This window comes from Gracilibacillus sp. YIM 98692, from assembly GCF_010993965.1.
GTDB lineage: Bacteria > Bacillota > Bacilli > Bacillales > Amphibacillaceae > Gracilibacillus.
Map to the genome: position 1 here is coordinate 118971 of NZ_WIXM01000004.1, position 12897 is coordinate 131867.

Here is a 12897-nt window from a genome sequence, read left to right on the forward strand (position 1 = left end):
AACCTCCTTAATAGCCGATTGTTAAAGGACCATCTAAATACTCAATAGGGTCAGTCGGAAAATCACCGTCTACAATTTGACTAAACATCCCGTGGTAATTGGAATAACTACCAAAGTGTTGCCAATCAAATGTGTCTCCCCACCATGGCCAATCAAGCACCCCATACCCAACATCTCCTCCACCTAATGAATACTTTAGAATATAAGTGACTTTTGTAGAATCGGATGAATGCTTAACAATATCTGTTGATGGTACCTCGTAATCCTGTGAAACCCTTAGATTAGGATAACCTACGTAGTCTGTATCAAAGGTAGTGCGCCAAGCATAGTTATAAGTACTATCCATATAATTTCCCATCCATACTTGAGAGTGTAATTCATCATTATAATCTGCATACCTAGTAGTTTCTTCTTGCGCCCAAAACATGTTATTACTAATATTTACAAAATACCATTCTCCTTGAGAACTGTTATAAGTTGCAGTTGTAGTTGTAGTTCCAGCATTTAAAACGGGTACAGCAATTAAAGTAATCATAATTGTTAATAAAAGTGTTTTATATATACTACTCATCTTCGATCAATCCTCCCAACTTTTTTAGATTAGTTATCATCTTATGAATGTTTTTCCAAAATAATACCATTTTATGGATTAACTTTTATTTAAAAGGAGTTATTAAAAGTTATAAGTTTATCTGATAAGTTAGTACAATAACTTTAATCATAATATATTTTTACATTAATTTCCAATTGTAATTTTGAACTTTATAGAAAAAGATCGCCATTGACGATCCTCTTCTACAGAAGAGGGTATACTTGAGAGGGCAAATTTTTTACTATTATAGTGTGATTTATAAGCATTTACCTGATGATAATCCTCTATCACCATTGGGGATTACTCCTATGTCCCAAAGAAGCGATTAAGAGAGTTACGTACTTAATATGAAATAATAAGCCGGATATTTCATAACCTTAGAGTAATGAAAATCGGCTTTTAACTTCCAAATATTGTATTATCGTACATTTTCCGCTTTTTTCAGCCAAGACCCCAAATAGAAATAGAAGTGGATGAGGCATACCATCAAGACAATCACGAGACAGATAAACTTCGTATGGATGATATTATTTCTGCTGTTAATGAGGAATCTATTGAAGACTTTTTATGTCTTAGAGTTGGTGCTACTAAAACAATAGAAGAGATTACTGTTAGAATCAATGAAGTTGTATCAATTATCAAAAATAAGGCTTCAAAAACCCCTTTAAAATGGCTATCATATGAAGAAGAATTAGACAAAGTGAGACAACAAAAATATCTATCAATTTATGATGATGTCTCGTTTAAGTACATAAAAGATATTGCCAATATTATATTTGGTAGGAACGTTAAAGGTTTTCAACATGCTGTTTTTAAGGCAAAAGATAATGGGTGGGCATGGTGCCCTAAACTATCCATTAATGCAGACGGGGATCTCAAATCTATGGCTGGTGGTTGGATTAATTTCTTGGCAGAAGACTGGACATACATCGATGAATCACACCAAGATGGAAAAATAGTTAAAGAAAAAAAGTAAATATATGGAGGAAATGAACTCTGATCGTGAAAGAGCGGTATTTGCAAAATATAAAGACAATCTCGGTTATAATAGATATAGGTTTGTGGGAGTTTTCAAAAGTTCTGGTTTATCCCCTGAAAACGAAAACTGTATCAGATATACACGTATAGCTGATAAGATAAAAATAGTGAAGTAATATATGCAGGGACTTTATTTGCGATGAAACCATATAGTTGTAATAATCTGACTTGTAAAGACAACCTTTATTTATGCTTATGTTTATTGTTTCTCATTTCCTTTAGACGTATCAAATGGGTTTCAACAATATGGCGCTAACCATGAAAAGGTTAGTGTCTTTTTATTATGTATGTAAGGTTGTATAATCTGTAAAATTCCCGATTGTTGAATAAAATTAATAAACAGTGAACATACTGATCCTAGTTTTAAATCCGATTTATAGGAGTTGAAGAGATTGCTAGTATCACAGGTTTGGGATAGATATGTGTCTGATAAGAAAATTGAAGGGTATTCAGCCCTCACTATGAGAAACTATCATTATCAGTTTTGTGTATTGATTCGGTATTTTGGGGACATAGACTTAAATGAATTTTCTACAGAGTTATTGAAGGGATTTTTTGTTAAGGAGGGGGCAAATCTAAAACCATCCAGTTTGGGCCATAAGATAAGATTTCTAAAATCTTTATTTAACTGGGCTTATGAAGAAGGGTACTTATTAAAAAATCCAGCAGCAAAAATTAAAGAACCCAAATTGGGAAAAAGAATCCCTAAGTATCTTTCTGAACAAGAGATTGAACTATTACGGGAAGCTTGTCAAAATTCAATGGAAAAAGCTCTATTCGAGTTTATGTATTCAACGGGCTATAGAATTGGTGAAATTACAAAGCTTAATCGAAAAGACATTAATCTTCAATCTCAGTCTGTTATTGTTAGTGGTAAAGGAGATAAAGAGAGGGACGTTTATTATAATGTCAGATGTGATATTTGGCTGAAGAGGTATTTGGATGAGAGGCATGATGACGATCCTTCCTTGTTCGTAACGGAGAGAAGACCTCAACATCGGATGAGTGTTGATTTAATGAGATACATCATAAAGAGAATTTCAAAACGTGCTGGCATAAACAAAAATATTCATCCTCACCAACTTAGGCACAGTTATGCAACACATTTAATGAATAATGGTGCTCCTATAGAAGTAATTCAAAGTTTGTTAGGACATGAAAAAAGCGAAACGACTAAAGTTTATGCTCAATTGAGTGGGAAACTAAGACATACGTTTTATAGTCAATATTTTTAAGAGGAAAACAATACAGTTGTGCTCTTTTTTTGTGTTTGGACCAGACTGTAAAGTAATTATTGTGTTACGTAGTAGACTCTTACTGCGCAATAAGCAACTTCTGTTTTAGAAAATTCACTCCGTCACAAATATGGCTCGGTCTGTTTGTTCTTGAATGTAACGATTTAACCAAATATCACATCTGATATTAAAATACACTTTCCTTATCTCCTTTCCCTTTTATAATCGCTAACCAATATCCCAATTAAGAAACTTCTTATTTACTGAAACAATCTCTCCAATTCGACAACCCTATAAATACATTTTGAGTGTGTGAGAGGAATTGTTTTCATATTTATGGAAAATAAGAACGAAATTTATCTATTTTCTGGTAAAATTATGTTATGTAGAATTTTGATTTTGTGAAGTAATGTGGAATTAGAAAATAGTGATTTTTAACTGCTGAGTAGACGTTATAGTTTACAATAAGTAATTTTGCTTAAAAAGAATGTGCTTTAGAATAAAGAAGTTTTATTTATAAGTGCTAGGTATATAAACAATCAGGTCAATAAGTGGATGACTTAATGGTCGTTACGTTTATTTGTTTCTAACCATTTATTTTATAGGAGTTGAATTTATGTCTAAAGAAAACTTACCATTAAGACATATTAGTCATGAACAAGAATTTGAGAGCCGTATAAAGTTCGAAAATCTAATTCCAATGAATAAATTTATATATCGAGAAGAATCAGGAGGTGATTATGGAACAGACTCGATTTTAGAAATAATAAAAGAGAGTGGTATGGTGACTAATTATAGATCTCATGTTCAAATAAAAAGCAAAAGAGTAACCAAACGTTTAAAAAATGGGAGTGTTAGTTTTCCGGTAGAAGTAAAAACAATAAATTACCTAATAAACACACCAAGTTCGCTTTATTTTTTATATTTAAAAGATGAAGGAAAGTTTCTTTGGGAATGGGTAGCAAATATTTATGAACGATTTCATAGAGATGGTTATGATTTAGCAACAACACCTAAAAAAAAGATTAATTTTCACTTTAATAAAGAGTTAGATTCAGCTTCATTCGATACAATTTATAATACTATGCGAGAAGCAGACGAAAAATTAAGAGAATCACTAAAATCTAACATTGCCTTTCAACCGATATCACAATTAAAACTAATATATGCTAGACATTCTTCCATTTTTAGTGATTTTGAGGAAGATGAGTCTAGTATTCTAAAGAGTTTTGAGGATAAATACCAAACAGCAGAGAAGTTATTTGAACAAGAACAATACAATGAAGCACTACAAGAGTATAAAAATATATTAACTTTTTTGAAATCAAATAAACAAATAAATTTGAAATGTGCCGCTCTGACAGAAATTTTAGGAAAATATGATGAATGTATTGAATACTGTGATACTTTATTAGAACATGAAGAAATTGAAGAAGCTTATATTATGAAGGGGACCTGTAAAGGATTTAAAAAAGAGTATGATGAAGCAATTAAACTTATCTTAAAGGCTATCGAGATACGACCTTCAATAATATCGTACCATAACTTAGGTTACATTTATTTATTAAATGAAAAGGTGAAGCTTGCTATTGAGAGTTATGAAAAATGTATTGAGATTGATCCGTCATATTCACCAGCTTATTTAAATTTAAGTATTTGTTATTTAGATCAATATAAAGTTGATAAATCAATAAAGTACATAAATAAAGCAATTGAACTGGATCCTAATTCACATTTCGCATATGCTGCTAAAGGAGATATTAATAAGTTTTTAGGATTGTATAATGAAGCAATAAAAGAATATGAAAAGTGTTTGAGTATTGACTCTAGTCATTATCCAGCTTTATTAAATATTTCTCTAAGTTTATTTGCGCTAGGAAAAAATAATGAAGGTTATATTCATTTACGAGATTTATTGAAAAATCATGAAAATAAGTTATTTTCTAAAGGGAAAAATGCATTAATATTTGATTTAGGATGGGATAATACTGTAAGTTTTGCTATGGAAAAAATTGCTGATGGTAAGGTGAAAATTTCTAATTTAAATGGTTATGAACGATATCTTGAATATAAGACTAATGATTTCATTCAAATTGGTGTAATATCACATGGTAAGATTGAAGGCTGTCTTCCTATTGTAGGGAAAAAATTTGAAAAAGATAGAAGTTATAAGGAAGTAATTACCCAAATAAAAAAAAGTATCAAATTAAAAGAAAATCACCATCTGCTAATTAGTGAAGAAAATGATATTAAAGTGAAAATAAAGGAAAAGGAGAAAAATGTTTATCAAGAAATAGACTTTGGAGGTAAATATTGTATAAGCGGTATGACCTCTCTTGAAGAAAAAGAGGATGGTAAGTATAAGTCTGGATTTAATTTTTTTGCTTTCTTTTATAAAATTGGAGGAGAAGCTGCAATTTTATTAGAGAATTTAGAAAAAGGAGAGGAAGTACTAATAGGTCCGATTAAAGAAGTTGAAATTGACTCCTTTGAAAAATAAAGTTAGAATTTAAAAATTACTAGACAGGACTATTGTTTTTTTATTTTTAAATTTCTAGGAGGATATGACAGTTCGAAGGTCTATGATGGCTGGAATTGCTATATGAACAATTAAATGTTTATGATACTTGAGAATATGTTAACAGGAGTATAAAAAGCATTCGATTCGAATTATTGCGCAGTACAAAGATACTGTTCAGCAATCGAGGCGCGATTGTGGAAGAAAACTTAGATTTTTAAACGAATTTATTGTTATATTTTAAAGTACAGTGAAGTATCTACATCTCTTTGATGGAGAATATATGGATCCTTCTCGTCAAAAAGTGGAACAGATCTGAAAGAAGTGTCTACTGTAACCTTAGAGTTTGTGGTGGAGTATTCAACTGGAGTTATAAAAAATCACCTTGTTGATGTAAAAATCATTGTTAATGTATATGATGCTGCTGATTTACACCGTATAAACTAAGAAGGGAAGCGGGATACTGTGGGTATCCCCTGCCTTTTTGTTATGTCACTTATAGACTGTAGACAATAATAAGGTGTAATAATACGCTTACTTTTATGGAGAATAAAGAAGCAATGCCATCAATTAAACAAATCTTTGGAAATAATATGAGGAAAAATCGGTTGGAACGAAATTTGTCCCAGGAACAATTAGCTTTTGAAACCAATTTACATCGGACATACATAAGCGAAGTGGAAAGAGGAAAACGGAACATTTCAATAGAAAATATAGAGCTGATCGCAAAAGCTTTAGATATTCCTATAGCTGAACTTTTTAAATCGCAGTAAATTATGGAAATGGAAGGTTGCATCATTTAGATTCGTTGTTCTATGATATAATATAAACGGATTTTTTATTTTTTTATTTTTTTGTTTTTTATTGCGGAATTCTACAATTTGAAAATAAATAAATACATATACTATTAATATAATAAATACCGTTTTATTCGATATAATATAAGAAATGATTTAGTATAAGGGGTTTTTTAGTATGCCGGTGTTAGAGGATGTAATGCACATGAATCCATCAACAAATGATGAAATGAAAAATAGCAGTTATATTTATCGGAAATCTTTCTTCCTAAAAAATGAACATACTATTGTTGAGACGGCCTCTCTATCGGTCGAGACGATAGAAGTTTTAGATGATGTGGTTGATCGAACTTTAGATATGGGCGCTTCTGATATCCGGGAACATCCAATAGGTACGTTAACGGTAGAAGTACAAGAAAGAGTAAAAAGATTAGAAGAATATGAGGAAATATATGTAATGCCGAAAGCAATTTATAAAAAATTAGTAGAAGAGTATTCTCATAACTTATTTGATATTCCAACCGAATATATGATTTTACTAAATTGATTGAAGTTTGACTGTAGGGTTTGCTATACTAAACGTGTATTCTTTTACTTTTATTTTAGTTAGCAACCTTTTATGGTTAGCGGGTGAATAACAAATAATAAAGCCTTTGGGCTTGGTTTTATGCACCATTTGTGTATGAAAAACCTTGTCCAAAGGCTTTTTTTGTTTTTGGAAAAAGGTGCTGCACAAAGAGAGGTAAAAGAGTGCAAAATCAACAAACGAAAGGGTGGTAAGATGTACAAACACGAATTTCAATTTACTGTGTTTGTCAATCACAAGGAGAGTCTCATCGAAAGGGGATTAAAAGGGTTACGCTTTCGTAAAAAAGGGGATTCCTTTACATTAGATATGGATTGTACATATTTTCATGTTGTCCCTTTTCAACATCAACCTCGGTCTTCTTTAAACGGCTATAGATGTTATTGTAATGGTTCCATCGAAGGGGCAACTTATTTATTAGATACGTCCTTTGGTTGGACCGATCCAGAGGTAACAGGTATTTTATGTACGATCAAAGATGATGATAAGACACAAGAGGATTGGATCCATCATTTACAAAATCATGTGCATTGTCATATGGTCGATGCGAGAGGATTGTTCCGTTATAAAAAAACAATGGTGTCAATTGTTCCGGAGGGAATTTGCTTACATCTACATGCTCCGAAAGGAAAAAAACTAGACACGTTAAAGAGTTTACAAGAGATCGATTCAATGCGAGAAAACATTTCGCCATTGAAATACGATCTCTTTTCTTTTTTAGAAGAGGAGGATGCAGTGTGACACAGTTTTTTACGAATCAAGGTAAATATGAGGTTCAAATAGGTGGTGTAACCGTCAAGTAGAATTAAACAATTTTCCACAAATAATGTCCAACAGTTTTCCCCAATTAAGACTCAACACCTGAATCTGGAAATAGTACTTGTCTATATTTCATTCTTATACTGTCTTGATTCTCATCAAATGTGATGATTTCACTTCTATGGAGGAGGCGATCTAAGATCGCCGTTGTTAATGTTGTATCTCCAAGAAACTTTCCCCATTCACTTGGTCCTTTGTTGGAAGTCAAGATAAACGCGGTTTTATCATACATCTCATAAATAAACTGAAAGAATAGCTGGGCATCCTGTGTTTCGTAAGCCATATACATGACATCATCAATTATGATTAAATCGGAAGTAGTAATTCGTTTATGTCTTGTTCTTGATTTACTAATATATTCTTTTGTTTTTAATACATAAAGTAAACGTTCCATTGATACAAAAGATACTTGATAGCCTTGTTCAACTGCATGTATGCCTAATCCAGTAGATAGGTGAGTTTTGCCCACCCCAGGTGGGCCCATCATAATTAATGTGAAGTTTTCTTCTACCCAGGATAGTTCTTTTAACACATTTAATTGCTTTTCTCCAATCGCTGATTGTTCTTCTAAGTGAAATTGATCTAGTGTTAATTGCTGCGGAAACTCTGCCCATTTCATCAACTTAGCGCAGTTCTTCTGTTCACGACAAGTCAATTCATATCCTAGTACATGATCAATAAACTCATGGTATGTCCACCCTTTCGACTCTGCCTCTCTAAGCATACTTGGTAGTTCTTTAGCGGTTTCTGCTAATCTTAACGTTTTGCACTTATCTTGGAGTACTTTGTAGAATTCGGTCATTTCACACTACCTCCTTGAAGTACTTTGAGGTAGATATCTTGATTACGTTCAGGTGCTGTTATGTCTTTATACTTCTCATTAATCACTTCTTTCTGTGGTAGTTGTTTGTTCCTTCGTATCTCCAATGAGATTGCAATATCTCTTAAATCATTAGCACTTGTTAAACCAAGTCTCTTCATTTCCTTAACGGCATCATTTACATACCCTGGATACTTGTCGATGGTTTTTATTACAACCTTGTATTGATCAATAACATGCCGAGGATAATGCTCAAGTAGAATCTTAATGAGCCACTCTGAATCTTCTGAGTTAGCTAATAGATTCACTATCTCTTGAGCTAGTGCGTCTTTTCTTGTTTGGGTTCGTTTTCGATGGTCAGGATCCGTTATAACCGATCCTTTGTCTTTTGATAATTTGTGCTTTGCAATTGGCTTACTATTTGGATGAAGAAAAATACTCAAAAATTCATCGGTTACAGATACATAAGCGATATTTTCTTTACCATTTTGAAATGTTCCAAGCGGAACACTATAACGATTCCCTTCAAAGCGAATTACATTGTCTTTATGAATCTTTCTTGTTATATTTAAAGAGGATACATTTTCAAAAATGTAGTTTGTATTGATCTTTTGAAGGTGCTGCTTTTCCAGGGCGTGCACCTCGAAAGGTCTTTTCTTTGTATTATGATGGATTTTATAGTTTCCCGTTCTTTTGAGCCAGTTCATACATGAATTCTGCCATGACTCTAAAGTTTCAAAAATACGATGTATTGCAAAATTATTTTTAACATACTTTACAACCTGTTCTATTTTCCCTTTTGACTCAGGATCACTTTTCCTGCATAAATAAATTTTGAAACCTCTGGTTTCATGATATTTCGTAAACGATTCTGTCAATATTAAGTCTCCAGAATTTTCACTGACTGCTAATAGCCGGTCTTGATCATAAACAATTTCTTCAGTCATCCCCCCAAAATACCGAAAGGCATTTTCCTGCATTCTTATCAGGTCATCTGTACGTAGAGGTCTATCTATCCACTCTACATATTTGTATCTTGAATGAGATAAGACAAATCCAGCTAAATATAATTTCTTTTTTTGGCCTGATTTCGTAAATATGTATATCTCTCCAAAATCTACTTGCATTTGTTTTCCCATGGGAAGCTCGTTTACAGTACCATAGATTCGCCCCGTGGTTTCTTTAGGAATTTGGTATTTATCTCTTAAGTCATTTACATAGTTTCTTACTGTGTTCTCAGCTACTGATTTAATCATTAACCTTTCTTGGAGCCAGTCATGTATTTGAGCACTTGTCATGTCTGGATGTTCCTTTAACCAGCTCAGTATATGATCCTGGTAAGGGTCAAGCTTTTTTGTTCGGTTCTGTAACGAGTGAATAAACTTGTTAAAATCTTCTGGTGTCATATTCAAATATTCAATGACTCTATTTCTTGAAATCTTCAATTTCCTTGCAATTTTGATGTTTGAAAAACCTTTTCTTTTTAACCGATGTATTTCTTGATAAACCATCCACTTTTCCACTCCTCGTATCCTCCCTTTCGATACACGATGATTCAAGTATATCGAAAGTGGATTTAAATAAGTAAACTGTTTAGTCTTATTTGTAGAAAACTGTTTACTTTTAATTGTGGAAAACTGTTGAGTCTAGTTTAGCAGTTACAGGTGGTTTGTATTTCAATGGCCATTGTATAGCTGAGGGATCTGTATATGTTCAAACGCTATTGCTTGGATTAACTGGTCATGTTGTCATAGCTGCTAACCATGAAAAAAATGTAGAGATAAAAACAGGTGTGGTAAAAGCGGTATTGCAGGAACATGAAGTATATCGAGGAGAAAAGACACCTTTTAAAGAGTTATACCAGGTTCAATGGTTGGATGATGAATATGTCATTCCTGCTGTACATGAAGAACATGCTCACGTCCTAGCTAAGGTGTTATTTGGTGACCAGCCTTATCATGTTTCGAGATACTGTGATCATAATAAAACCTCTAATCAAAAGGTGACCGCTTATGTTGGATAAGAAAGTATCGAAGGCATATCGTAAGGTTAAAACGGCTGAGAATGAATATAAAGCATTTCAGTTAATAAATCGTATGTCTCCAACATTGGCGAAGAAAGTATTAATAAAGTATGTCATGCAAGAGAAAAAAGTATAAAAATATATGAGAGGAATGGAAATAATGAAAACTGCAGCAGAGTTATTCGAACAATATATGGAGGATGGTCAGTATCCACGTAAGAAATTCTTGGAGAAACAAAAAGAGGCCGTTCATACTCAAATGAAAAATTGTCTGAAGGATAGTGAAGCGAAACGCATTGCTTTTGATAAGCAAGGCATGGTGGCAAAGTTTATTAATAAAGGGATTTATCATACACATACACAAGCGTTAAATGAGTATTTATATCAAAAAGGATTGTTACCTTATATTGTGGAGATTGACAGTAAGAAAGTGAAAAACAATCCTTATTGGGCAGAGGAATTAGAAGACTTCCAACACGAGACATCCTATTTCGTTGCACCGTATTTTAATAAAAAGGGAAGGGCCTTAATTAATAAGAAAAAAACAGATACTTTTGAAGATGTTGCTGCGAAAGATTTGTTGCTTAAATATTCTCAAACTAATGAGGAATTAGAGCGCGTGTTGCATTCTTATGAAATCTTTAAAGAGAAATTAATGAAATGCGCGGAATTAAGAAAAAAAGAAAAGGTCACACATCAATATGGATCGCTTAAATTAAGAGCACATGATCCAACCTTTGATAATCATGCTATTTTACATGAGTTGGGAGAAGAAGTTCTAATAGAATATGGTAAACCAAACAACAAGAGGATTCAAAAAGTAATGGAGAAAGGATTGTTAACAAAGGCTGAGCTGAATCAATTTAAAACTTTAATGGATCATCGCCTAGACTTTGTCATCATGACATTAGAAGCTGAAGCACGAATGTTTGATCACTTGAATGACAGAGCTGGGGAAACTTAAAAAAAAAGCCTAAAGAGTCAAAGATGGCCAAAGAATTATTGGCCATCTTTTATTGTTTTTACCTTAGGAATACAATAGACTGAAATGGGAGGAGAACACATATTATGAAAGAGAATAAAAATTATCATAGTAGACTATTAGGCTTGAGTAGAATATTTGATGATGTCATAGAGGAGATAAAAGATAGTTATCGTGATGAAAAGTATTCTAATTGGCTTGTGTATTTATTATGCAGTCCTTTACTCGAAATTGGTAAAGTTAATAAAAGAAGAAAAGGAATTGAAAAGTTTTTTAATCTTTCCCTAGTACAAGCAGTTTTCCCTATGATTACGGGAACATCAGGTGTAGTACTTGCTTACTTTCAAAATATAAACCCGTGGATGTTGTTGGGGTTAGGTTTTTTGTTAGGATACTTTTTTATGTTACCGATCTATTATAGTCAAATGCTTACATTTAAAAGTGGTCATTTTCATGCAGGTGCATATCGTAAGTTCAGAAGACAAGAATATAACCTTTTTAGATCTGCATTCTTAGATGACAAAAGAGATTTTTTCTTCAAAGGTTTATATGATTATGTTGGCGAAATGGCATCCCACAATAGCGATGCTCTACAGATATATGGAATGATTGAAGATAAGTTGGATCGGCATCTAGAAAGGGAGAAGAAACAACTACAAACAAAAGTGTCTGTATTAAAAGATCGATTAAAAAGAAAAGATAAGGATCACCATAAAGCCACAGAGAAGTATGAGAACTTTATAGACAGTTTACTTAATAGAAGACAAGACTTGATAGAAGGTCTTGAATTCATTATTAGTTTGATAAAGGATATCAACATTATTCTATATCGTATGCGGAATGGTGTGTTTTCTACAAAAGATCTGAATATATTAAGCGGTTTTACCATTTTTCAGCTTGAAAATAAAAAATTAGTGAAAATAGAGGATGTAGGTACAACAGGTTCTACCCCAACCGTATTATCACTAAATTCAAAAAGAAATTGGGGAGCTATTGAAGTGGTAAAGAAAAATCTAGATAATCCGGTTGTTAACACACCTTATCTTAACCATACGGTCATTTCTTATAAAATGAAAATGGGCATTGATAGTGGTGGTACTTGGGTATATAATTTTCATTTCGATTCAGATGATAAGAAGGCCATGCATTTACTGGAAAAAGATGATATAATGGATTCAAGGGAAGTTTATCGTTTAATCCATGCTCTTTGTTTGTTATCACAAGGAGAGTTTCAATTTACCAGTAAAAAGGAGGCTCTACGAAATGACCAATAAAAATACATTCAAAGTATTAGAGTTTAAATCACAAAAAGAAATCAATGATGAAAACACAAGAAAGATCGAAAAAGAAAGACAGGCGTTACGTCGAGAAGTAGAGTCGATATGGAATCGAGGAAACAATAATCATCGGACTCGCAATAAAAGTTTAATTTAAGAACTATATAAATGTAAGGACATCCAAATGAAAATCAAGGGTGTCCTTTTTTA

The 12897-nt window shown here is 32.6% G+C and carries 16 protein-coding genes; 12 read left to right on the top strand and 4 right to left on the bottom strand.

The window, feature by feature from the left end; genetic code table 11:
* Positions 1-7: 7 nt before the first annotated feature.
* Both GHD00_RS06345 and GHD00_RS06350 read right to left on the bottom strand, forming a co-directional pair.
* Positions 8-571, bottom strand: coding sequence for a hypothetical protein (locus tag GHD00_RS06345; protein WP_163537312.1), 564 nt, complete (start codon positions 569-571; stop codon positions 8-10).
* 165 nt (positions 572-736) lie between these two features.
* A complete protein-coding gene (locus GHD00_RS06350; protein WP_163537313.1) occupies positions 737-886 on the bottom strand; it encodes a hypothetical protein in 150 nt (49 codons plus the stop codon).
* A 223-nt stretch (positions 887-1109) separates the two neighbouring features.
* Here GHD00_RS06350 and GHD00_RS06355 point away from each other — a divergent pair, with 223 nt between their 5' ends.
* From GHD00_RS06355 to GHD00_RS06385, 7 genes are all read left to right on the top strand, one after another.
* Positions 1110-1568, top strand: a complete 459-nt coding sequence (locus GHD00_RS06355; RefSeq protein WP_205600712.1) for a hypothetical protein — start codon at positions 1110-1112, stop codon at positions 1566-1568.
* A 4-nt stretch (positions 1569-1572) separates the two neighbouring features.
* Positions 1573-1746 carry a hypothetical protein gene (locus GHD00_RS21415; protein WP_481810376.1) on the top strand — a complete coding sequence of 58 codons (174 nt, stop codon included), beginning with the start codon at positions 1573-1575 and terminating at the stop codon, positions 1744-1746.
* Between the two features lie 276 nt (positions 1747-2022).
* A complete protein-coding gene (locus tag GHD00_RS06365) occupies positions 2023-2865 on the top strand; it encodes a tyrosine-type recombinase/integrase (protein WP_163537316.1) in 843 nt (280 codons plus the stop codon).
* A 616-nt stretch (positions 2866-3481) separates the two neighbouring features.
* Entirely contained in the window at positions 3482-5365 is a 1884-nt protein-coding gene (locus GHD00_RS06370) for a DUF4365 domain-containing protein (RefSeq protein WP_163537317.1), read from the top strand.
* Between the two features lie 578 nt (positions 5366-5943).
* The gene (locus GHD00_RS06375; RefSeq protein ID WP_163537318.1) at positions 5944-6156 is read left to right on the top strand and encodes a helix-turn-helix domain-containing protein; all 213 of its coding nucleotides are present in this window, start codon (positions 5944-5946) and stop codon (positions 6154-6156) included.
* A gap of 202 nt (positions 6157-6358) precedes the next feature.
* On the top strand, positions 6359-6727 hold the full coding sequence (locus GHD00_RS06380) for a hypothetical protein (protein ID WP_163537319.1): 369 nt from the start codon (positions 6359-6361) through the stop codon (positions 6725-6727).
* A 234-nt stretch (positions 6728-6961) separates the two neighbouring features.
* Positions 6962-7507: a hypothetical protein gene (locus tag GHD00_RS06385; protein WP_163537320.1), complete on the top strand. Its 546-nt coding sequence runs from the start codon at positions 6962-6964 to the stop codon at positions 7505-7507.
* A gap of 106 nt (positions 7508-7613) precedes the next feature.
* Here GHD00_RS06385 and istB read toward each other — a convergent pair whose 3' ends face one another.
* Both istB and istA read right to left on the bottom strand, forming a co-directional pair.
* The gene (istB, locus tag GHD00_RS06390; RefSeq protein ID WP_163537321.1) at positions 7614-8387 is read right to left on the bottom strand and encodes an IS21-like element helper ATPase IstB; all 774 of its coding nucleotides are present in this window, start codon (positions 8385-8387) and stop codon (positions 7614-7616) included.
* Complete coding sequence (gene istA, locus GHD00_RS06395) at positions 8384-9928, bottom strand: IS21 family transposase (protein WP_240468619.1); 1545 nt, start codon at positions 9926-9928, stop codon at positions 8384-8386. The genes istB and istA overlap by 4 nt, the downstream gene beginning before the upstream one ends.
* A 104-nt stretch (positions 9929-10032) precedes the next feature.
* Here istA and GHD00_RS06400 point away from each other — a divergent pair, with 104 nt between their 5' ends.
* The 5 genes from GHD00_RS06400 to GHD00_RS06420 all read left to right on the top strand — a co-directional run bounded on the left by GHD00_RS06400 (position 10033) and on the right by GHD00_RS06420 (position 12844).
* Positions 10033-10428 (top strand): hypothetical protein, encoded by a 396-nt coding sequence (locus GHD00_RS06400; protein ID WP_205600713.1) that lies wholly within the window; start codon positions 10033-10035, stop codon positions 10426-10428.
* Positions 10418-10564 (top strand): hypothetical protein, encoded by a 147-nt coding sequence (locus GHD00_RS06405; protein ID WP_163537323.1) that lies wholly within the window; start codon positions 10418-10420, stop codon positions 10562-10564. The genes GHD00_RS06400 and GHD00_RS06405 overlap by 11 nt, the downstream gene beginning before the upstream one ends.
* 24 nt (positions 10565-10588) lie before the next feature.
* Entirely contained in the window at positions 10589-11392 is an 804-nt protein-coding gene (locus GHD00_RS06410; RefSeq protein WP_163537324.1) for a hypothetical protein, read from the top strand.
* 104 nt (positions 11393-11496) lie between these two features.
* Positions 11497-12684, top strand: a complete 1188-nt coding sequence (locus GHD00_RS06415; protein WP_163537325.1) for a hypothetical protein — start codon at positions 11497-11499, stop codon at positions 12682-12684.
* Positions 12674-12844: a hypothetical protein gene (locus GHD00_RS06420; protein ID WP_163537326.1), complete on the top strand. Its 171-nt coding sequence runs from the start codon at positions 12674-12676 to the stop codon at positions 12842-12844. Before GHD00_RS06415 ends, GHD00_RS06420 begins: the two co-directional genes overlap by 11 nt.
* The last annotated feature ends 53 nt before the right edge of the window (positions 12845-12897 follow it).

What these genes read in the sequence shown, in the direction of transcription:
- GHD00_RS06415 (WP_163537325.1), top strand. Translation starts at nt 11,497, where the DNA reads ATGAAAGAGAATAAAAATTATCATAGTAGACTATTAGGCTTGAGTAGA.
- GHD00_RS06405 (WP_163537323.1), top strand. Translation starts at nt 10,418, where the DNA reads ATGTTGGATAAGAAAGTATCGAAGGCATATCGTAAGGTTAAAACGGCT.
- GHD00_RS06350 (WP_163537313.1), bottom strand. Translation starts at nt 886, where the DNA reads ATGGTGATAGAGGATTATCATCAGGTAAATGCTTATAAATCACACTAT.
- GHD00_RS06380 (WP_163537319.1), top strand. Translation starts at nt 6,359, where the DNA reads ATGCCGGTGTTAGAGGATGTAATGCACATGAATCCATCAACAAATGAT.
- GHD00_RS06370 (WP_163537317.1), top strand. Translation starts at nt 3,482, where the DNA reads ATGTCTAAAGAAAACTTACCATTAAGACATATTAGTCATGAACAAGAA.
- GHD00_RS21415 (WP_481810376.1), top strand. Translation starts at nt 1,573, where the DNA reads ATGGAGGAAATGAACTCTGATCGTGAAAGAGCGGTATTTGCAAAATAT.
- GHD00_RS06375 (WP_163537318.1), top strand. Translation starts at nt 5,944, where the DNA reads ATGCCATCAATTAAACAAATCTTTGGAAATAATATGAGGAAAAATCGG.
- GHD00_RS06345 (WP_163537312.1), bottom strand. Translation starts at nt 571, where the DNA reads ATGAGTAGTATATATAAAACACTTTTATTAACAATTATGATTACTTTA.
- istB (WP_163537321.1), bottom strand. Translation starts at nt 8,387, where the DNA reads ATGACCGAATTCTACAAAGTACTCCAAGATAAGTGCAAAACGTTAAGA.
- GHD00_RS06410 (WP_163537324.1), top strand. Translation starts at nt 10,589, where the DNA reads ATGAAAACTGCAGCAGAGTTATTCGAACAATATATGGAGGATGGTCAG.
- GHD00_RS06355 (WP_205600712.1), top strand. Translation starts at nt 1,110, where the DNA reads ATGGATGATATTATTTCTGCTGTTAATGAGGAATCTATTGAAGACTTT.
- GHD00_RS06420 (WP_163537326.1), top strand. Translation starts at nt 12,674, where the DNA reads ATGACCAATAAAAATACATTCAAAGTATTAGAGTTTAAATCACAAAAA.
- GHD00_RS06385 (WP_163537320.1), top strand. Translation starts at nt 6,962, where the DNA reads ATGTACAAACACGAATTTCAATTTACTGTGTTTGTCAATCACAAGGAG.